Below are 20,147 nucleotides of genomic sequence, written 5' to 3'. Positions count from 1 at the left end.
GCGGCCGCGCCAAACCGGACCTGCTCCGCGAACGCGTTGTGCACCGGCCGCCACCGGCCGCCTCATGGAATACGTGCCAGAGCCAGGATTCGTGCGTTGTCGACAGGCGCTCCGGGTGTCCCCCAGGGGAGAGGGTCCATGCGCCTTGCCCAGGTGGTCACCTTCCGTTCATGCGCACCTGCACCGTCCGGTACCGCTACCGCCACCGGTACCGGACGGTGCAGGTCTATCCCCACGATCTGTGAGCCGTCACACCGTGCACTCATCAGGGGTCTCGTTTTCTCGGGGTGGCTTGTGACCACCACCTGAGCATGCGCCCAGGTACAGCGTCACGGAAGCCGAGGCCTTGCGGGGCGAGTAGACCCGCCCCTGTCATGGTGGCGTGACGGTAGAGACAAGCGATTCGTAAGCCGCGCAAGGAAGACGATAACGAAATCTCTCCGATAGCGGCACGCACTTACACATTAAGGCATGAGCCTGGGATAACCCTTACATGGCAGCGTCATAGGCGTGAACCGGCGGACCCGCGTCGAAATCGGCCTTGAATGTCTCGAACCGATGTTAAGCTCTTGGATGGCCACACACACTCATCATCATGGATGAGTGTGGGCGGCCACTGAGAGTTGCCAGGGGTCGGCTGATCTTCCCCGGTCTAGAAGTTATGAGAGGAGCGGACAAAAATCACAAAGGTTGCCGGTCCCGAGAACTGGATAGCTGGTGAGGAGACCTCTCGAAGAGGGCTGCGTTCTCGTATCCAGAACGCATTACTAGTGATATGGGCGTCGCATAGGTCCTTTGTTGCAGTCCTCGCCGTCGCAACCATCCTTCGAGTCGTCACTATGCTGGGCTATCGCCCGCCGAGGCTCTACTGGTACGACTCATTTACCTACCTGAGCGTAACGTTCCACCTCAGGCCCTCGGCGGGATTCCAGCCTGGAGGTTTCCAGCCGAGTGGTTACCCTATCTTTCTTTGGGTACTGCAACCGCTCCATAGCATTCTGCTGGTTGCGGGTATTCAGCACCTGATGGGCTTGGCTATCGGCGGCATGACGTACGCGTTGCTGCGTCGCCGTTCAGTGCCCGTATGGGGCGCAATAGCCGCAACGATACCTGTGCTGTTCGACGCATCTTTCCTGCGCTTGGAGCAGGGGATTTTGCCTGATGCACTGTTCATCTTCCTGGTGATGAGCGCAGTCACCGTGACGCTATGGTCACCGAGCCTCTCGACGTGGGCCGCAGTCAGCGCAGGCTTACTTCTCGCGGCGGCCACGTTGGTACGGACGATCGGCTTGCCGTTGCTCGTCGTCCTGGTGGTGTACGTGGCGGTAGGAAGAGTCGGGTGGCGCCCACTTGCCACCTTGATGATGACTGGGCTGCTTCCCCTGGCTGCGTATGCCTGTTGGTTCCGGGTGGAAGAGGGAAGATTCAGTCTGGCCGACGGTGACGGAGTCGCTTTGTGGGCCCGCACCATGACGTTCGCCGACTGCTCGGTCATCAAGCCGCCAGCGACCGAAAGATACCTGTGCCCCAACGGCGCGCGACAGGATGCCGCAGGAGAGTACGTATGGGATCCCAAATCGTCGATCAACCAAGCACCGGGCGGCTTGGCCAGCAACAACGACACGGCCCGATCCTTCGCTATACACGCCATCGCTGCCCAACCGTTCGACTATCTGATGGATGTCATCCACGACGTCTCACTCGCTTTTACCTTCCCGCCTGCACGGCATCCCCGCCGGATTCAACCGGCCTTCGGTTTCGCACGAGGGTGTGCTCCGCTGCCCGACACACCCCAGATCTCAGAGGCGCGCAGGAAGTACGACTCCGCAATTCGCGGCCAGTGTTCCGTCGATCCGTACGCAGGTTTCCTGATCGACTACCAGTACCCAGCCTATCTGCCAGGTCCGCTACTGGCCGTAATCCTGTTCGCAGGTGCAGTCGGAGCTTTTCGTCGGCCGCGTTCCGCTCTGTTTCCCTGGGTAGTCGCTAGTATCCTCCTTGTAGCTCCCGTGGCGATACTCGATTTTGACCACCGTTACGTGCTGCCGGTCATTCCCCTCGCATGCCTCGCCGCTGCACTAGGGATCGCCGAACTAGCCAGGAAATCCGAACCCTCTTGAGCCTGGATCTAGGTGGCCGCTCCTCGCGGGATTACCGGGTCCCATGGCGTCGAAACGCCACACGCGATCGTGGCTTCCTCACCGGACCGTATCCGGGGCGTTCAGCACCAGCGCGATCTAACCGGCATTAATCGGTGATGGCGGGTGGGGTGTCGTCGGGGTCAGGCCGGTGGGTGATAGGCAGCCGTCGATGATGCCGGGATGGTGCTGTATCACCCTCAGCCGGTCGGAATTGGGCGTGGATGAACTCGCCCATCGCCTTGGAGTGGTGGATGCCCAGGTGTCCCAGACCAGCACGCTCCCGGCACCAGGTATGCCGCCACTTCTCCACCTGCCGGACCCCAGACCCGCAACTCACCGGCGACCTCGGCATTGGCCCAGCCCTCGGCGAACCACTGCCCAGCCTGCATCCGCACCTGTTCCCGTTTGTATCGGCCGACGGCGGTCAACCCATCGCCTTGGGGGTATCTGGCCATGCCACCGGCATCCGCCCACCCCGCCGGCCCATCCATTCACCCGACCGCGATCACCCATTAACTCTGGTTAGTAGCCTTCGCACTGTGGCTGCCGCGAGGCCTTGCGGGCACCGCTGGGCCGCTTGTGGCCGTCGTTCACGGCATACTCAACTGGTAGTTGACGATCTAACTATGCCATGTAAACATTGTCACCACTGAGTGCCGTTATTTGTCGTTGTGTGAGCATCTGAATACGGTAGGTGGACACTCGGCGTGGGTTATGACAGAAGAATGCAACCCCAGCTCCGAATAAGGAAAGCGCTGAATCGCGTGGAAGGATTGTCGCAACGCCAGTTGCAGGTCTTCAACTTATTTGGGCAGGGGTTTTCGGCAAGACAGATCGCGGCTCATCTCGAGATCACCGAGCATACGGTCAAACTCCATACGAGCCGGGTCCTGGAGATACTTGGCCTGGAGTCGCGCCTTCAAGCGGGACTTGCCGCATATATGTATTTCTACGGTTGTTCGTGCGGTGGCGTACGCACATGTCTTTGTAGTGCGTCTGGGCGGTTTGCAGAGGATTGATGGCTGAAATCACCTTCCGAGTCCGAGCGTTGTTTTGACCTGCGCCGTCAACTGGGGCAGGTCCTGGTCAGGCCTCAGAGTGTTCCGACGGCCGAGCAGCAGCCGAGACAGCCTGCGAGATGAGAGGGCGGGCCGACATTGCGGTGCCCGCCGCATCTGGGCGGGGTCGGCGATCCGCGCGTAGCGTTTGACGGTGTTCAAAGCGAGGTCCAGCCGCCGGGCGCATTCCAGCAGGCCGACTCCCGCATCGAGCAGGTCGTGGACCTGCTGCCACCACTGCAGGGTGGTGGTCTTTCCGCCGTCGACTTTGCGTACCCAGGAGGCGGTGGCCCAGCAGCCGCTGTGAACAGCCACTTCCTTCCCGACCGTCTGGGCGAGACTGTGCCAGATGTGCCACCGGTCACCGCCCTGCAGGGCATCGGGCAAGGCTTGGCACACGGCTTCGGCATAGCCGGCGGCGCCGTCACGGCAGACGATCTGAGCGTGCCTCAGCGTGATAGGACAACGCCTCTGCTACCACCGAAAGTGCGACAGAGCCGAAAACCTCGTGCAGTCTCCCCCCCAGTGGACCATCGTGATCATTTCGCAGTGATGCCCTGACCGTTTGAGAGCGCCCCCCGCCAGGGATCAGCCGTCGGCCGCGACACCGGCATCGTCTGCGGCGTCGCGGCCGACTGTTCCCATTCCGCAGGGTGACGGGGCCGTAATACCTGGGTCGGACATCCGGCTGACACGTCAGCGGAAAAGCTGATCGAACGCTGCCCGCAGGGCCGATGGCGGATGGGCGGCCGGAATCTACCTTCGATCACGGCTATCCGAAAACGATCGAGGAGTATGTCGTGACAAGCACCGCCGTGGGCGCTCCGCCCGCCGTCCTGGCCGAGAACGTGGTCAAGGACTACGGCTTGGGCGAGGCCGCCGTCCGGGCCCTGCACGGGGTGAGCGTGGGGTTCGCCCGCGGCGCCTTCACAGCCATCATGGGCCCGTCGGGTTCCGGCAAGTCCACGCTCATGCACTGCCTGGCGGGCCTGGACACGGTGAACGAGGGCGCGATCCGCATCGGCGACGTGGAGATCACCCGCCTGTCGGACAAGCAGCTCACTCACCTGCGCCGGGACCGGGTGGGCTTCATCTTCCAGGCGTTCAACCTGCTGCCGACGCTCACCGCCGAGCAGAACATCCTCCTGCCGCTGGAGCTGTCGGGCCGCAAGCTGGACCGCCGCTGGTTCGACCAGGTCGTCGACACGGTGGGGCTGCGGCCGCGCCTGTCGCACCGGCCGAGCGAGCTGTCCGGCGGCCAGCAGCAGCGGGTCGCCTGCGCCCGCGCGCTCGTCAGCCGGCCGGAGGTCATCTTCGCGGACGAGCCGACGGGCAACCTCGATTCCCGGTCCGGGGCCGAGGTCCTGTCGTTCCTGCGCGCCTCGGTGCGGGAGATGGGCCAGACGATCGTCATGGTCACGCACGACCCGGTGGCGGCCTCGTACGCCGACCGGGTGGTGTTCCTGCGCGACGGGCGGATCATGACCGAGCTGTACGGCCCGACCCCGGACGGTGTCCTGGACGCGCTGAAGAGCCTGGAGTCCTGACGATGCTGAAGACGACACTGGCGGGGCTCCGCGCGCACCTGCTGCGCCTCATGCTCACCGCCCTGGCCATCACGCTCGGCGTGGGCTTCGTCGCCGGCACGTTCGTGCTGACCGACACGATGAAGGCCGGGTTCGACCGGCAGTTCACCGCCTCCGCCGAGAAGGTCTCGGTCGCCGTCCTCACCCATGACGACGCGAAGATCCCGGAGTCGACGCTGCGCGCGGTCCGCGCCGTGCAAGGGGTCCAGGAGGCCCAGGGCCTCGTACGCGGTGACGCCGCGCTGATCGGCAAGAACGGCCGGGCGTACGGCCAGATGCCCACGGTGGGGATGTCGATCACCACCGGACCGCTGGCCCGCTACACGATCAGCAAGGGCCGTGCCCCGTCCGGTCCGGGCGAGGCCGTCCTGGAGAAGGGCGTCGCCGGGCACACGGGGTACCAGGTCGGCGACACGATCCGGGTGCTCGACAAGAAGGGCGTCGCGCGCTCCTTCACCGTCACGGGGCTGGTCGACGTGGGCGTCGACCAGGAGATCGGCTTCCGCGGCGCCGTCGGGTTCACCCCGCAGGTCGCCGCGCAGCTCACCGGTGAGCGCGGCTACGTCGAGATCGACGTCAAGGGTGCCGCCGGCGTCTCGAACGACCGGCTGCGCACCGACGTCGCCGCGGCGGCCGGGTCGTCGTACACGACCGTGACCAGCCACGGCCTCGCCAAGCGCCTCGCCGCCTCGTCGGGCCTGAACATCGACAGCATCGCCACCTTCTTCCTGGCGTTCGCGATCGTGGCGCTGTTCGTGGCCGCGCTCGTCATCTACAACACGTTCAACATCCTGATCGCCCAGCGGACGCGGGAGATGGCGCTGCTCCGCTGCGTCGGGGCGACCCGCGGCCAGGTCTTCCGGGGAGTCCTGGTCGAGTCGGCGGTGGTCGGCCTGCTGGCCTCGGTGCTCGGCGCCATCGTCGGGATCGGGCTCGGGTACGGCGCCGCGCTCGTCTTCGACTCCGGGAACGGTATGCCGAGCGGCTCACTGGTCGTCTCGCCAACGCCGTTCCTCGTCGGCGTCCCCGTGGGTCTGGCCGTGACCGTGCTGTCGGCGCTGATGCCGGCCCGCGCGGCGACGCGGGTGCCGCCGGTCGCGGCGCTGCGGACGCAGTCGGAGGAGCGGGCGCGGGGCCGCGCCGGGATCGTCCGGATCATCATCGGGGCGCTCCTCGGCGCGGCCGGGGCGGGCGTGGGCGTCCTCGCGCTGACCGCCAAGCCCGGAGAGGGGCCGTTCCTCATGGTGGTGGCGGCGGGCGCGCTCATCTTCCTCGGCGTGGTCGCGCTCAGCCCGCTGATCGTCCGGGCGCTGAGCGGGGTCGTCGGCGGGCTGCCGGCGCGGATCTTCGGCGTGCCCGGCCGGCTGGCCCTGGCCAACTCGCGACGCAATCCCAAGCGGGCCGCGGTCACCACCGTCGCGCTGACGGTGGGCGTCACGCTCATGACGATGTTCTCGGTGGCGCTGGCGTCCGTACGGTCCACGGCGGACGGCAACCTCCGCGACCACTACCCGGTCGACTACCAGCTGAGCGCCCAGTCCGGCCAGGACGACCGGCCGATCCCGGGTGCGGCGGTGGCGCGCCTGCGCGGCAAGCCGGAGTTCTCGGCCGTCATCGAGGTACGGACGGCGTCCGCCACGGTCGACGGGCGGAAGGAGGACGTCGGGGCCGTCACCCAGCGGTACCTCGGCCGGGACATCAAGCCGAAGCTGGCGGCCGGCTCCCTCACCGACCTGCGGCCGGGCGCGGTCGTGCTGCGCCAGGACGCGTCCGGCGGGTCCGCCCCGCGGGTCGGCGGGACGGTGTCGCTGCGAACCGCGCACGGCGCCATGACACTGCGCGTGGCCGCGATCATCTCCGGGGAGTCGATCCTCCCGGAAATCCTGCTCGACGAGTCGGACTTCACGCGGTCGTTCGGGGCGAAGGACCCGCATGAGGTCTTCCTGATCGCCAAGAAGGGGGTCTCGACGGACGCCTCCCGGGCGGCCGTGGACGACGCGCTGAAGGACTACCCGGCGGTCCGGGTCAGCTCCGCGGCCGACATCAAGGACCAGTTGTCGAAGGCCCTCGACCAGGTATTCCTGCTGGTCGCCGCCCTGCTCGGGCTTGCGATCACCATCTCGCTGATCGGCATCGCGAACACGCTCACGCTGTCGGTGGTGGAGCGGACCAGGGAGTCGGCGCTGTTGCGGGCGCTCGGCCTGACCCGGCGCGGGCTGCGCCGGATGCTCTCCCTGGAGGCTCTGATCATCTCGCTGATCGGCGCGTTCGTCGGCGTGGTGATGGGGACGGCGCTCGGCTGGGCCGCGATCTCCGCCGCCGTCGACGGCGCGGTGCTCGGGCTGCCGATCGGCCGGATCGTCCTGTTCATCCTCCTGGCGGCCATCGCCGGCGTGGCCGCGGCGATCATGCCCGGCCGGCGTGCCGCGCGGACCTCGATCGTCGAGTCACTGGCGGCCGAGTAGGCGGGGGCGTTATCGACAGACGGCGACAAAGCAGTCACCTAATGTAACGATGCGATTACGCCAAGGTAGATCCGCTTACCGTTACCTGGGAGTAGCTGGATAACTACCGTACGTACCGGCCGACCTTCGGGGCGGCTGCGAACCGAAGTACGGGAGGAAACTCAGGTGCTCAAGAAACTCACCGCGGCCGGGGTGGCGGCGGCCGCCGTCACCGGCGCGCTGCTGCTGGCCGCCCCGGCCAACGCGGGCGAGATCGGCACGAGCGGCGAGGGCGGCATCGTGTCCGGCAACCAGGTCCTGGTGCCGATCACGGCCCCGATCAACGTCTGCGGTAACAGCGTCGCCGTCATCGGCGGTGCGCTCGCCGGCTGCAAGGGCGGCGCCTCGGTCGGTGGCGGGCACGGTTACCGTCCGCCCTGCCACCACCACCGTCCGCCCTGCTACCACCGCCCGTGGTCCTCGTCCTGACCCGGTCGCACAGGTAACAGCGTTCACCGGCCCGCCCGCAGTGCCACCGGGCGGGCCGGTGTGCTGCCCGGCCCCGGCCACCCGGAGTGGGCCGGCGGTGGGGGACGGGCAGGCGAGGGCGCTGCCCGGCCCGATATAGGCTGGGCCGGCACCGTCCGGTACCCGCAAAGGACTGGAACGACCTATGACCTCCTTCCACGACCGGCCGGGGCGGCTGGCCGTCGGCATCGTCGGCGTCGGCCGTGTCGGCTCGGCCCTCGGCCACGCGCTCACGCTCGCCGGCCACACGGTCGTGGCCGCCGCCGGCGTCTCCGAGGCCTCTCGCGAACGCGCGCGGCAGCGGCTGCCCGGCGTCCCGCTCCGTCCGGTCCAGGACGTCGTCTCTGCCGCCGACCTCGTTCTGCTCACCGTCCCCGACGACGCGCTCGCGCCGCTGGTCACCGGGCTGGTCGCCACCGACGTCAAGGTCGAGGGCAAGCTGCTCGCGCACACGAGCGGCCGGTACGGCGTGCGCGTCCTCGACCCGGCCACGCGCGCCGGAGCCCTGCCGCTCGCCCTGCATCCGGTGATGACCTTCACCGGGCGGCCCGACGACGTCCACCGGTTGGCCGGGATCAGCTTCGGCGTGACCTCGCCCGAGCCGCTGCGGCCCGTCGCCGAGGCCCTCGTCGTGGAGATGGGCGGCGAGCCGGTCTGGATCCCCGAGGATCGGCGCGCGCTCTACCACGCGGCCCTCGCGGGCGGCGCAAACCACCTCGTCACGCTCGTCGCCGAGTCGATGGACCTGCTGACGCGGGCCGGCGTCGAGGCGCCGGGCCGGATGCTCGGACCGCTGCTCGGCGCGGCGCTCGACAACGGGCTGCGGCTCGGCGTCCGGGGCCTGACCGGCCCGGTCGTCCGCGGCGACGCCGGCACGGTCGCCGAGCACGTCACCGAACTCGCCCGCGTCTCACCCGAGGCGCACGACGCGTACATCGCGCTCGCCCGGCTGACCGCCGATCGCGCGCTGGCCGCCGGGCTGCTCCGCGCGGAGGACGCCGAGCGACTGCTCGACGCCCTGGCGGGCGGCCGTGGAGACGACACCGAGGAGACCGGAGATTGATGCCCGTCATCGCCCGCACACGTGAGGAACTCGCCGCCGCCCGCGCCTCCGACGGCACCCTGGCGCTGGTCCCGACGATGGGCGCGCTGCACGAGGGTCACCGGTCGCTGCTGCGCCGGGCCCGGGAACTGGCCGACGTCGTCGCGGTGAGCATCTTCGTCAACCCGCTGCAGTTCGGGCCGAACGAGGACCTCGACCGGTACCCCCGGACCCTCCCCGAAGACATCGAGATCTGCGCGGCGGAGGGCGTCGACCTGGTCTTCGCGCCGACCGTCGACGTCATGTACCCGCCGACCGCGCTCGGCGCGCGGGTCACCGTCGACTCGGGGCCGATGGGCACGGTCGTCGAAGGGGCCTGCCGCCCCGGCCACTTCGACGGCGTGCTCACCGTCGTCCTCAAGCTGTTCAACCTGGTCCGCCCGGACATCGCCGTCTTCGGCGAAAAGGACGCCCAGCAGCTCGCGATGATCCGCCGGATGGTCGCCGACCTGAACGTCCCCGTCCAGGTCGTCGGCGCCCCGACCGTACGGGAGACGGACGGTCTGGCGCTGTCCAGCCGCAACCGTTACCTGTCCGCGGCCGAGCGCCTCACCGCCGTGTCGCTGTCCATGGCGCTGCGCGCGGGCGCCGAGGCGGTGGGCGACGGTCCCGCCAAGGTCGTACGGGCGGCGCGGACCGTGCTCGACGGCGCGATCGCCGCCGACCCGCCGCTCGAGCTGGACTATCTGGTGGTCGTCGACCCGGAGACGTTCCAGGAGGTCGACGACGCCCACACCGGCCCGGCCGTGCTCGCCGTCGCGGGCCGCGTCGGAACCACCCACCTCATCGACAACGTCCCCCTGCTCTTCGGTTCCGCCTCGGAGTGACCCGCATGTTCCGCACCATGTTCAAGTCCAAGATCCACCGCGCCACGGTCACCCAGGCCGACCTGCACTACGTCGGCTCGGTGACGATCGACGAGGACCTCATGGAGGCCGCCGACCTGCTGCCCGGCGAGCAGGTCCAGATCGTCGACATCACCAACGGCGCCCGCCTGGAGACGTACGTCATCACCGGGCCGCGCGGCAGCGGAGTCATCGGCATCAACGGCGCCGCCGCCCACCTCGTCCACCCCGGCGACCTGGTCATCCTCATCAGTTACGGGACCATGACCGACGCGGAGGCCCGGACGTTCCAGCCGCGCGTCGTCCACGTCGACCGCGACAACCGGATCGTCGACCTGGGCGCCGACCCGGCCGAGCCGGTCCCGGACACCGCCACCGTCCGCGGCGACGCGGTCGAGGACATCCCGGCCTGACCCCGGTCCGTCCGCACCGTGCCGGATTCGGCACCCGGTCGGCCGCGAGGGCGTCCCGGCTCAGGGCCGTGTTCGAAGGATCGCGTGCTGATCGATCTCTGGCTGTGCGGCGCGGTGAGGGTGCGTGCGGCACCGGCCGGGCAGAGCGGTCCGCCCGTCGGGTGGGACGTCGTTTCTGGTGGTGTCCCCTCAGGGGAACGAATCCCCCGCCGGGGAGACGCCGGTGAAAGAGGGCGGGCGGCCCGGTGTGAGCTGTGGAGATCGTCCGTTATCTCCGTGGGATCGTCGTGCGGGGCCGTACTGAAAGCTCGGCAAAGCCCCGTTCGTGGTGCTGACATGCGAGCTTTGCCCCGGGCCTGCGCTGTGGTCGCCGAGCATTCGGTACGCCGGGGGTAGCGGACCGGAGCCGCCGGGTGCCGGCTCGGCCGCCCTTTGCCGGCTCGGCCGACGAGGGTGACGAACCTGCGCCATCGGGCAGTGATCAGCCTGGTCTCCGTGCTGCCATGGAGCACCGCAAGGTCCACGGACAGGTCCTAGGCCGGTCGGCGCGCTGCCGGGTCCGGCAGGCGGCCGGCCGCGGCTGCGGCCGCGAGGACGTCCAAATAGTCACGCTGGCGGACGATCCGGCCGTCGCGGACGGTGAGCACGACGAGGTTCGCGATCGAGCACGGCAGGCCGCTCGCGGTCGCGGTGCCGACGATGGCGTGCTCCGCGACGATCACCTCGGGGTCCGCCGTCTCGTGCACGACGACGCCGCGGAACTCCTCGATCCGCAGCGCCCCGCCCATCGCCGCCCGCAGGTGGGACCGGATCGCCTCCTGCCCGTGCAGGGAGCGCGGCAGGCCGGGCGCGGCGAAGGGGAACTCCAGGATCGCCTCGGCGTCGTACAGGTCGGCGTAGTCGTCGGCCGACCCGTCGAGCGCGGCCCGCAGGATGCGCTCGTACACCGCGCGCGGACCGGCCACCGGCCCGTTCGGGCCGCCGGCCGGGCTGGCCATCGGGCCGTTCGGGCCGCCGGCCGGGCCGGCCATCGGGCCGTTCGGGTCGCCGGCCGGGCCGGCCACCGGCCCGTTCGGGTCGCCGCCTGCGCCGGGCACCGGGCCGTCCGGCGACCAGGGGGAGAGTGCCGGGTCCGGAGCCGGGGCCGGGAGGCCGCGGGCGGCGGCGAGCAGCGCGTCCAGCGCGCCGAGGGCCTCGGCGACGGCCAGGGCGGGCTGGTACTCGCGCCACAGCCGGACGCGGCCGTCGCGGACTCGCAGCACGAGGACGAACGGCGCGGCGGCGGGGCGGCCGGTGGTCGTGACGGTGCCGGCCATCGCGTACTCCACGACGATGACCTCGGGATCGGCGGTCTCGTGCACCCGGACGTCGCGGAACTCCTCGAACCGTACGGGCAGCGCCGCCCGGCTCGCCGCGGTGTGGGCGTGGAACTCCGCGCCGTCGTCGAAGCGCCGGGGCACCCCCGGCGGCGCGCAGGGCAGCTCGATCGTCACGCCCCCGGAGCGCAGCGCCTCCGGTGCGCCCCACTCGCCGCGCAGCACCCTCTCGCGGAACCCCTCGAACACCTGCCGTGGACCGGTCGCCGACATGCCAAGCCTCCGTTCGCTCAACGCGCGTTGAGACTCAACGAGCGTAGAACGAAATCGGATCTTCGGTCAACGCCGGTAGATTCGGGCCGTGCGCGACGCGAACCAGCCGATGACCCGGGCGGAGCGGAGGCGGCGGACGGAGGCGCGGATCCTCGCCGCCGCCCGCGCGCGATTCGCCGAGGTCGGCTACGACCGGACGACGATCCGCGCGGTCGCGGCGGCGGCCGAGGTGGACCCCGCGCTCGTCATGCAGTACTTCGGCGACAAGAAGGAGCTGTTCCGCCGGGCCGTCGAGGTTCCGCCCGACGAGGAACTGCCCGGCGACCCCGCCGGGCTCATCGACCTGCTGCTGTCCATCGTCGGCGTCAAGCTCGGCGAGCTCCCGCAGACGTCGCTGCCGCTGCTGCGCTCGACGTTCACCCATCCGGAGGCCACCGAGCGGATGCGGGCCGCGATGACCCGGCAGGTCGGGCAGGCGAGCGCCGCCATCCCGGGCGAGGACGCCGAGCTGCGGGCCGCGCTGATCCTGGCGATCCTGTTCGGCGTGTCCACCGGACGGAACCTGATCGAGCTCGGCCCGCTCCGCGACGCGACGCCGGAGCAGATCACGCGGCTGCTCCGGCCCTGTTTCGAGGCACTGGCCGGTCAGGCCACGCCCGAGGTCTGATCCGCCGACGCCCGTAGCCAGGGGAGCAGATCGGCGATCCGGTCGAGCTGGTCCCGCTGGCCGCGCAGGTCCAGCGCGCCCAGGCGGAGCACCAGGTGCCGCGCCCCCGCGGCCCTGTACCGGCCGAGGCCCTCGCGGACCTGGTCGGCGGTGCCGGTGACGACGGCCTGGATCTTCTCCAGCTCCGTCAGCGGCATGCCGTACGCCGCCCGCGCGTAGTCCTCCAGCGCTTCGCGGCCGCGCGCCACGCTCTTGTCGACCCGAACGGACACGAACAGGGCGGGTGTGACGTCCTCGGGCGTGCGCCCGGCGGCGGCCGCCGCCTTCCGTACGTCCTCCAGGCCGGTCGCGTAGTCCGCCGGATCGGGCGGGTACGGCAGCCACCCGTCGTACAGCCGCCCGGTGCGGGCCAGCGCGGCCGGGGTGCCGCCCCCGAGCCAGATCGGCGGGCCGCCGGCCCGGAACGGCCGGGTGGCCGGCGGCAGGTCGTCGAACCGGAGGATGTCGCCGTGGAAGGAGGTCGCGCCGTTCCACAGGTCGCGCCAGAGCGCGACCGTCTCGTCCAGCCGCGCGAAGCGGCGCTCCCACGGCACCTCCGAGATCGTGTAGAACGGTCGGCCGAACCGGCCCGGGAACCCCGCGCCCACCGCGACGACGAGCCGGCCACCGGCCAGCAGGTCGACCGACGCGATCGTTTGGGCCGCCTGCACCGGACGGCGCAGGAACGGCAGCAGCGCCCCGGTCCCGAGCGTCACGCGGTCGGTCGCCGGGGCCAGCGCGGCGAGCATCGTCAGCGCCTCGACGCGGGGGCTGATCAGCGAGTCGTTGACGAAGAGGGAGGAGAAGCCCGAGCGTTCGGCGTGGCGGCCGAACGCGACCAGGTCGCGCGGGTCGCCGTCCGGGCCCCACTGGGCGCTCCCGGTCGGCAGCAGCACGCCGACGTCCATACCGCCGCTCATCTCGGTCACGGAGTCTCCTTGTCGTGGTTCGGGGACACCGCAGATCCTGCGGGCGGCGACGGCGGCCGGACAATTCCCTGCCGGGAATGGGGCGGCGTCGGCGGAGCGCGGCAACAGCGACGAATAGGGACGACCCCGGCGGAATGGAACAGTTCGGGCGACCAGTTATAGTCAATCTGACGAGAACGCCTCCAGAGGAGGGTCCATGGTCCCCCGACGCCTCACCGCTCCCGATCCAGGCTGGACGATCGACACCGACATCATCGTGATCGGCTCCGGCGTCGCCGGACTCGTGACGGCCCTGCGGGCCCGAACGGCCGGACGCGTGCTGCTGGTCACCAAGGCGCTGCTCGACGACGGGTCCACCCGGTGGGCCCAGGGCGGCATCGCGGCGGCCCTGCACCCGGACGACTCCCCGGAGGAGCACCTCCGCGACACTCTCACCGCCGGCGTCGACCTCTGCGACGACGAGGCCGTACGTGTGCTCGTGACCGAGGGCCCCGACGCCGTACGCGAGCTGATCGAGCTCGGCGCCGAGTTCGACCGGAGCGAGGACGGGCAGGTCGCGCTGACCCGCGAGGGCGGCCACCTCAAGCGCCGCATCGCGCACGCGGGCGGCGACGCGACCGGCGCCGAGGTCAGCCGGGCGCTGCTGGCCAGGCTCAAGGACTCCGGCATCGAGGTCATCGAGCACGCCCTGGTGCTCGACCTGCTGATGGAGCAGGGGCGGGTCGCCGGGGTGACCCTGCACGTCATGGGGGAGGGCCGCCGGGACGGCGTCGGGGCCGTCCGTGCCCGCGCGGTGATCCTCGCGACCGGCGGCCTGGGCCAGGTCTTCCAGGCCACCACGAACCCGGAGGTGTCGACCGGCGACGGCGTCGCGCTCGCGCTGCGCGCCGGGGCGGCCGTGGCGGACCTGGAGTTCGTGCAGTTCCACCCCACTGTCATGTGGCTGGGCCCGGACGCCAAGGGACGGCAGCCACTGATCTCCGAGGCCGTACGCGGCGAGGGGGCGTACCTCATCGACGAGCGGGGCGACCGGTTCATGGCCGGGCGGCACCCGCTGGCCGACCTCGCCCCACGGGACGTCGTCGCCAAGGCGATCACGACGATGATGCGGGAGACCGGAGCCTCCTGCGCGTACCTCGACGGCCGGAACCTCGGGCCGCGGACCTGGGCGAACCGCTTCCCGACGATCCTCGCGGCCTGCGAGGAGCACGGAATCGACCCGGTGAACGAGCCGATCCCGGTGCTGCCGGCCGCGCACTACGCCAGCGGCGGCGTCCGTACGGACCTGTGGGGCCGCACGTCCGTCCCGGGCCTGTACGCCTGCGGCGAGGTCGCCTGCACCGGCGTGCACGGCGCGAACCGGCTCGCCTCGAACTCCCTCCTCGAGGGCCTGGTCTTCGGCCGGCGGATCGCCGAGGCGCTGTCCGCCGACCTCGCCGCCCAAGCCCCCCGGACCGCCGAGGAGGCCCCTCGGGCCGCAGGGGAAGCCTCTCGGGCCGCCGGGGAGCCGGCGCTGCTGGATCCCGGCGTGCGCGCGGAGGTGCAGCAGATCATGACCTCCTGTGCCGGCGTTCTGCGGAACGGTCCAGGACTGGAACGTGCGGCACGGGAGCTCGCCGCGCTCGCGGACCGTACGACCGACGAGCCGTGCACCGAGGCGTGGGAGGCGACCAACCTGCACACCGTCGCGTCCCTGATCGTGGCGGCGGCCCGGCGCCGTGAGGAGACCCGGGGCAGCCACTGGCGGGAGGACTTCCCCGACGCCGACCGGACCTGGCGCGGTCACCTGGTCTCGACCCTCGCCGCCGACGGAACCATCACGACGACCTACGAGCCCCGGGAGCTTTCTTGAACACCGAACTCGAGACGAGGCTGCGCGCCGCCGGACTGGATCCCCAGGCTGTGGACGGCCTCGTCCGTACGGCGCTGGCCGAGGACGGCGAGACGGACGTCACCAGCGAGCCGATCTTCCCGCCGACCGCCACCGGCCGCGCCGACATGGTGGCCCGGCAGCCCGGAGTGGTCGCCGGCCTCCCCGTCGCCGAGCTCGTCTTCGCCGCGGTCCTCGACCACTCCCCGCGGGTCCGCGAGGACCTGAAGGTCGTCATCCGCGTCGAGGACGGGTCCCGGATCGCGCCCGGCGACGTCCTGCTCACCGTCGAAGGCCCGCTGGTGCCGCTGCTGCGCGCGGAGCGCACCGCGCTGAACTTCCTCACCCACCTGTCCGGCGTCGCGAGCCTCACCCGCCGCTGGGCGGACGAGATCGCGCACACGAAGGCCCGCGTCCGGGACACCCGTAAGACGCTGCCGGGGCTGCGCGCGCTGCAGAAGTACGCCGTCCGCCTCGGCGGCGGTGTGAACCACCGCATGTCCCTCGCCGACGCCGCGCTGATCAAGGACAACCACGTGGCCGCCGCCGGGTCGGTGACCGCCGCGTTCACCGCCGTGACCAGGCCGGGCCTGCACGTCCAGGTCGAGTGCGACACCCTCGACCAGGTGCGCGAGGCGCTGGCCGCCGGGGCGCGCTCGATCCTGCTGGACAACATGGGCGTCGCCGAGCTGACCGAGGCCGTACGCCTGACCGACGGCCGGGCCGAGCTGGAGGCCAGCGGCGGGCTCACCATTGACGGGGCCCGCGCTGTGGCCGAGACCGGAGTCGACTACCTTGCGGTGGGGGCGCTGACCCATTCGGCAGGCGCGCTCGACATCGGCCTTGACCTCTCGACAGCGGGGACCTGATGCTGCTCACGATCGACGTCGGTAACACCCACACGGTGCTGGGCCTCTTCGAAGGGGAGGAGGTCATCGAGCACTGGCGCATCAACACCGACTCCCGGCGTACCGCGGACGAGATCGCGGTCGTCCTGCAGGGCCTCGTCCAGCAGAGCCCGCTGCTGGCCGACACCGACATCAGCGGCATCGCGCTGTGCTCCACCGTCCCCTCGGTCCTGCACGAGATGCGGGAGATGTGCCGCCGCTACTACGGCGACGTCACCGCCGTCATCGTCGAACCCGGCGTCAAGACCGGCGTGCCGATCCGGATGGACAACCCCAAGGAGGTCGGCTCCGACCGGATCATCAACAGCCTGGCGGCCGGCCACCTCCACGGCGGCCCCGCGATCGTCGTCGACTTCGGCACCGCGACGACGTTCGACGCCGTCTCCTCCAAGGGCGAGTACGTCGGCGGCGCCATCGCCCCCGGCATCGAGATCTCGGTCGACGCGCTGTCCGCGCGCGGCGCGCAGCTCCACAAGGTCGAGCTCGTACGGCCCCGCAGCGTCATCGGCAAGAACACCGTCGAGGCGCTGCAGTCCGGCATCATCTACGGCTTCGCCGGCCAGGTGGACGGCGTCGTACGCCGCATGTCGGAGGAACTGGCCGACGACCCGGAGGAGGTCACCGTCGTCGCGACCGGCGGCCTCGCCCCGCTCGTCCTGGAGGAGGCCCGCAGCATCGACGTGTACGAGCCGTGGCTGACGCTCATCGGCCTGCGCCTGGTCTACGAGCGCAACGTCGGCGTCTCCGGCTGAGCCGGCGGCCGCACGCCTCCGCCGACCGGTCGGCCCGGCCGGTCAGCCGTGCAGCGTGACGACGTACCCGTCGAGGTCGCGGAAGGCGAACATCCGGCCGAACGGGCTGTCGGAGGGCGGCCGGACGATCGCGACTCCGGCCGCGGCGAGGTCGTCGTGCGCCTTGTCGGCGTCGTCGGTCTTCAGCCACAGTGCCACGCCGAGCCCGGCCGGCCCGGCGTCCAGGTCCAGGCCGGGCAGCGGCTCGCGCACGGCGAAGCTGATCGGCTCCGTGGCGAAGACCACCGCGCCCGGCGGTGACGCCGGCGCCCGCCGGAGGCCGAGGTGCTTCTCGTAGAAGGCGGCCGCCGCGGCGACATCGCGCACCTGAAGAGCGACGAAGTCGGGTCCGCTCACTGTCATGTTCGACTCCCGGGTGTATGTCAGAGTTTTGACATGGGGAGCGTATGTCAGGATGTTGACATGACGCAAGACGAACTCGACGCCAGCGTGGGTTACGTGCTCAAACGGGCGCAGGCCGCGCTGCGCGGCGCCATGGACGCCGCCCTGCGCGAGCATGGGCTGACCACCCCGCAGTACGTCTGCCTCGAACTGCTCGACCAGCGACCGGGTCTGTCCAACGCCGAGCTCGCCCGAGGTGCCTTCGTGAGCCGTCAGTCGATGAACGTCGTCCTGCGCGGCCTGGAGGAAGGCGGGCTCGTCGAGCGTCCGGCGCAGGCGGCTCACGGGCGGGCGCTGCCCGTCCGCCTGACCGCCGAGGGCAGGGAGCGGCTTCGTCGCGCCCACGCCGACGTCTTCGAGATCGAGCGGCGCATGGTCGGCGTCCTCGGCCCCGAACGCGTGGAGCCGCTTCTCGCGGACCTGACCCGCATGGCCGAAGGCCTTGGCGGCTGAACGCACGGCGGCCCGACGGCCGAGGAGGGCTCGCCGGGCCGGTAGCCTTTTTCATCGTGAGCGAGTCGTACGACGATCTTCCGGAGCAGATGCGGGTCCGCCGTGAGAAGGTGGACCGGTTGCGCGAGCAGGGCGTGGACCCCTACCCCCTGGGGTTCCCGCGCACCGCGACGATCGCGGAGGTCCGCGCGAAGTACCCCGACCTCGAGCCGGGCGCGTCGACCGGGGACAAGGTCGGCGTGACCGGCCGCGTCATCCTGGCCCGCAACACCGGCAAGCTCTGCTTCGCCACGATCCGCGACGGCAGCGGCGACATCCAGGTCATGCTCTCGCTGGCCAACGTCGGCCCGGAGGCCCTGGAGTCCTGGAAGCGCGACATCGACCTCGGCGACCACGTCGGCGTCGAGGGTGAGGTGATCACCTCCCGGCGCGGCGAGCTGTCGATCATGGCCGACCGGTACGCGCTGACCTCCAAGTCGCTGCGCCCGCTCCCGGAGAAGCACGCCGGCCTGACCGACCCCGAGCAGCGGGTCCGCATGCGCTACGTCGACCTGATCGTCAACGACGAGGCGCGGCGCATGGCCCGCCTGCGCAGCGACACGGTCCGCGCGATCCGCGAGTACCTCACCGGCCGTGAGTTCCTCGAGGTCGAGACGCCGATGCTGCAGCCGATCCACGGCGGCGCGGCCGCACGTCCGTTCGCCACGCACATCAACGCGTACGACATGGACCTCTACCTGCGGATCGCCATCGAGCTGTACCTCAAGCGGCTCGTCGTCGGGGGCATCGAGAAGGTCTTCGAGATCAACCGCAACTTCCGCAACGAGGGCGCGGACTCCACGCACAACCCCGAGTTCACGATGCTCGAGGCGTACGAGGCGTACGGCGACTACGACACGATCGCCACCCTTACCCGTGAGCTGTACCAGGCCGCGGTGGTCGCCGCGCTCGGCACAACGGTCGTCGTCCACAAGGACCAGGAGATCGACCTCGCCGGCGACGAGTGGCCGCAGGTCACCCTGTACGGCGCGGTCTCCGAGGCGGTCGGCGAGGAGATCACCACCGGGACGCCGATCGAGGACGTCCGGAAGATCTTCGAGCAGCGCGACCTGGAGTTCGACCCCAAGTGGGGGCAGGGCAAGCTGGTCCAGGAGCTGTTCGAGGCGCTGGTGGAGCACACCCTCGTCCAGCCGACGTTCGTGCGCGACTACCCCCTCGAGACCTCGCCGCTCGCCCGTACCCACCGCGACGACCCGCTGCTCACCGAGAAGTGGGACCTCATCGGCTTCGGCACCGAGCTGGGCACCGGCTACTCCGAGCTCATCGACCCGATCGAGCAGCGCCGCCGGCTGACCGAGCAGTCCCTGCTGGCCGCCGGCGGTGACGCGGAGGCCATGCAGCTCGACGAGGACTTCCTCCGCGCCCTGGAGTACGCCATGCCCCCCACGGGCGGTGTCGGCATCGGCATCGACCGCATGATCATGGCCTTCACCGGCAAGAACATCCGCGAGACGATCCTGTTCCCGCTGGTCAAGCCGGAGTGACCCGCGCGAGCCCCCGTCGTGCGGGGGCTCGCTCTGCCTTTCGCGTCATTTCACCGACGGATCCGCACGTCGGCGCAGGGGTAACCCTATCCAGGGTGATGACTCGTTGACAGGTGGTGAGTCGGGGCCGATTCTGTGCTCATCCATCGGCGGCTCGACCGCCGATCCCGCGGGCCGGTGACCGAATGGCGGGCGGCTTCGCGACCGCGGGCCGCGCTCAGGTCAACCGGGAGGTCACCCATGAGTACGCGTCGGCTCCACGGTCCGGTCCTGTCCCTGTACCGGGTCGTGATCGGGCTGCTGTTCGTGTTCCACGGCGCAGCGTCGATCTTCGGGGTGTTCGGCGGCAACCGCGGCACCGGTCACGCCATCGCGGCCGGCACCTGGCCGGGCTGGTACGCCGCCCTGATCCAACTGGTCTGCGGCGGGCTCGTCCTCGTCGGGCTGCTGACCCGTCCCGCCGCGACCCTCGCCTCCGGCTCCATGGCGTACGCCTACTTCACCGTCCACATCAAGAACGGGATCATCCCGCTGCAGAACGGCGGCGAGCCGGCCGCGATGTTCAGCTGGGCGTTCCTGCTGATCGCCGTCTTCGGCCCCGGCGTGTGGGCCCTGGACTCGGTGCTCCGCCGCCCGAACCGGGCGGTCGCCGCCCGTCCCGCCGACTCCCAGCCCGACGTCGCCGCGAGGGCGTGAGGACCGATCGACGACGGCCGTGGCCGGTCTCCCCTCCGTGCGGAGGGGAGCCCGGGCGAGGTCGTCATCGAGCTCGCCGCCGCGGGGGTCAACTTCAGGGACGTGTACGAGCGGCAGGGCGTCTATCCGAAGGAGACGCCGG

General features: G+C 70.5%; 19 protein-coding genes. 15 read left to right on the top strand and 4 right to left on the bottom strand.

The window, feature by feature from the left end; all coding sequences use genetic code 11:
* Nucleotides 1-839 precede the first annotated feature (839 nt).
* Both AB0K82_RS29280 and AB0K82_RS29275 read left to right on the top strand, forming a co-directional pair.
* The gene (locus AB0K82_RS29280; RefSeq protein WP_364403100.1) at nt 840-2,120 is read left to right on the top strand and encodes a hypothetical protein; all 1,281 of its coding nucleotides are present in this window, start codon (nt 840-842) and stop codon (nt 2,118-2,120) included.
* A 746-nt stretch (nt 2,121-2,866) separates the two neighbouring features.
* Nucleotides 2,867-3,160: a helix-turn-helix transcriptional regulator gene (locus tag AB0K82_RS29275; protein ID WP_364403097.1), complete on the top strand. Its 294-nt coding sequence runs from the start codon at nt 2,867-2,869 to the stop codon at nt 3,158-3,160.
* Nucleotides 3,161-3,169: 9 nt separating this feature from the next.
* Here AB0K82_RS29275 and AB0K82_RS29270 read toward each other — a convergent pair whose 3' ends face one another.
* Nucleotides 3,170-3,586 (bottom strand): hypothetical protein, encoded by a 417-nt coding sequence (locus tag AB0K82_RS29270; protein ID WP_364403094.1) that lies wholly within the window; start codon nt 3,584-3,586, stop codon nt 3,170-3,172.
* 413 nt (nt 3,587-3,999) lie between these two features.
* Here AB0K82_RS29270 and AB0K82_RS29265 point away from each other — a divergent pair, with 413 nt between their 5' ends.
* The 6 genes from AB0K82_RS29265 (at nt 4,000) to panD (ending at nt 10,117) form a co-directional block, all read left to right on the top strand.
* Nucleotides 4,000-4,746, top strand: a complete 747-nt coding sequence (locus AB0K82_RS29265) for an ABC transporter ATP-binding protein (protein WP_364403091.1) — start codon at nt 4,000-4,002, stop codon at nt 4,744-4,746.
* Between the two features lie 2 nt (nt 4,747-4,748).
* The gene (locus AB0K82_RS29260) at nt 4,749-7,250 is read left to right on the top strand and encodes an FtsX-like permease family protein (protein WP_364403088.1); all 2,502 of its coding nucleotides are present in this window, start codon (nt 4,749-4,751) and stop codon (nt 7,248-7,250) included.
* A 165-nt stretch (nt 7,251-7,415) separates the two neighbouring features.
* Nucleotides 7,416-7,718 (top strand): chaplin, encoded by a 303-nt coding sequence (locus AB0K82_RS29255; RefSeq protein WP_345351904.1) that lies wholly within the window; start codon nt 7,416-7,418, stop codon nt 7,716-7,718.
* A gap of 184 nt (nt 7,719-7,902) precedes the next feature.
* On the top strand, nt 7,903-8,820 hold the full coding sequence (locus AB0K82_RS29250; RefSeq protein WP_364403085.1) for a DUF2520 domain-containing protein: 918 nt from the start codon (nt 7,903-7,905) through the stop codon (nt 8,818-8,820).
* A complete protein-coding gene (gene panC, locus AB0K82_RS29245; protein WP_364403083.1) occupies nt 8,820-9,686 on the top strand; it encodes a pantoate--beta-alanine ligase in 867 nt (288 codons plus the stop codon). Before AB0K82_RS29250 ends, panC begins: the two co-directional genes overlap by 1 nt.
* Nucleotides 9,687-9,691: 5 nt before the next feature.
* Nucleotides 9,692-10,117 (top strand): aspartate 1-decarboxylase, encoded by a 426-nt coding sequence (gene panD, locus AB0K82_RS29240; protein WP_364403080.1) that lies wholly within the window; start codon nt 9,692-9,694, stop codon nt 10,115-10,117.
* A gap of 533 nt (nt 10,118-10,650) precedes the next feature.
* Here the strand turns inward: panD and AB0K82_RS29235 are convergent.
* Nucleotides 10,651-11,706 carry a nuclear transport factor 2 family protein gene (locus AB0K82_RS29235; protein WP_364403077.1) on the bottom strand — a complete coding sequence of 352 codons (1,056 nt, stop codon included), beginning with the start codon at nt 11,704-11,706 and terminating at the stop codon, nt 10,651-10,653.
* 88 nt (nt 11,707-11,794) lie between these two features.
* Between AB0K82_RS29235 and AB0K82_RS29230 the strand changes: the two genes are divergently transcribed.
* A complete protein-coding gene (locus tag AB0K82_RS29230; RefSeq protein WP_364403075.1) occupies nt 11,795-12,373 on the top strand; it encodes a TetR family transcriptional regulator in 579 nt (192 codons plus the stop codon).
* On the opposite strand, the gene AB0K82_RS29225 is transcribed toward AB0K82_RS29230, so the two are convergent.
* Entirely contained in the window at nt 12,352-13,332 is a 981-nt protein-coding gene (locus AB0K82_RS29225; protein ID WP_364403252.1) for an LLM class flavin-dependent oxidoreductase, read from the bottom strand. The genes AB0K82_RS29230 and AB0K82_RS29225 overlap by 22 nt on opposite strands.
* 205 nt (nt 13,333-13,537) lie before the next feature.
* On the opposite strand from AB0K82_RS29225, the gene AB0K82_RS29220 reads away from it, so the two are divergent.
* Genes AB0K82_RS29220 through AB0K82_RS29210 form a run of 3 tightly spaced genes read left to right on the top strand, consistent with a single transcriptional unit; the run spans nt 13,538 to nt 16,871 of the window.
* A complete protein-coding gene (locus AB0K82_RS29220) occupies nt 13,538-15,193 on the top strand; it encodes an L-aspartate oxidase (protein ID WP_364403072.1) in 1,656 nt (551 codons plus the stop codon).
* Entirely contained in the window at nt 15,190-16,080 is an 891-nt protein-coding gene (nadC, locus tag AB0K82_RS29215) for a carboxylating nicotinate-nucleotide diphosphorylase (protein ID WP_364403069.1), read from the top strand. The genes AB0K82_RS29220 and nadC overlap by 4 nt, the downstream gene beginning before the upstream one ends.
* Nucleotides 16,080-16,871, top strand: a complete 792-nt coding sequence (locus AB0K82_RS29210) for a type III pantothenate kinase (RefSeq protein WP_364403067.1) — start codon at nt 16,080-16,082, stop codon at nt 16,869-16,871. Before nadC ends, AB0K82_RS29210 begins: the two co-directional genes overlap by 1 nt.
* A 42-nt stretch (nt 16,872-16,913) precedes the next feature.
* Here AB0K82_RS29210 and AB0K82_RS29205 read toward each other — a convergent pair whose 3' ends face one another.
* Complete coding sequence (locus tag AB0K82_RS29205; protein ID WP_364403064.1) at nt 16,914-17,273, bottom strand: VOC family protein; 360 nt, start codon at nt 17,271-17,273, stop codon at nt 16,914-16,916.
* 60 nt (nt 17,274-17,333) lie between these two features.
* Between AB0K82_RS29205 and AB0K82_RS29200 the strand changes: the two genes are divergently transcribed.
* The 3 genes from AB0K82_RS29200 (at nt 17,334) to AB0K82_RS29190 (ending at nt 20,005) form a co-directional block, all read left to right on the top strand.
* Complete coding sequence (locus tag AB0K82_RS29200; RefSeq protein WP_364403061.1) at nt 17,334-17,765, top strand: MarR family transcriptional regulator; 432 nt, start codon at nt 17,334-17,336, stop codon at nt 17,763-17,765.
* 56 nt (nt 17,766-17,821) lie between these two features.
* Nucleotides 17,822-19,309 carry a bifunctional lysylphosphatidylglycerol synthetase/lysine--tRNA ligase LysX gene (gene lysX, locus AB0K82_RS29195; protein WP_364403059.1) on the top strand — a complete coding sequence of 496 codons (1,488 nt, stop codon included), beginning with the start codon at nt 17,822-17,824 and terminating at the stop codon, nt 19,307-19,309.
* 240 nt (nt 19,310-19,549) lie between these two features.
* Nucleotides 19,550-20,005, top strand: a complete 456-nt coding sequence (locus AB0K82_RS29190; protein ID WP_364403056.1) for a DoxX family protein — start codon at nt 19,550-19,552, stop codon at nt 20,003-20,005.
* Nucleotides 20,006-20,147 lie beyond the last annotated feature (142 nt).

The organism is Actinoallomurus sp. NPDC052274 (assembly GCF_040679475.1).
GTDB classification, from domain to species: Bacteria; Actinomycetota; Actinomycetes; order Streptosporangiales; family Streptosporangiaceae; genus Actinoallomurus; species Actinoallomurus liliacearum.
The sequence above is the reverse complement of the archived record's forward strand: the minus strand, read 5'-3'. Positions and strand labels throughout refer to the sequence as shown.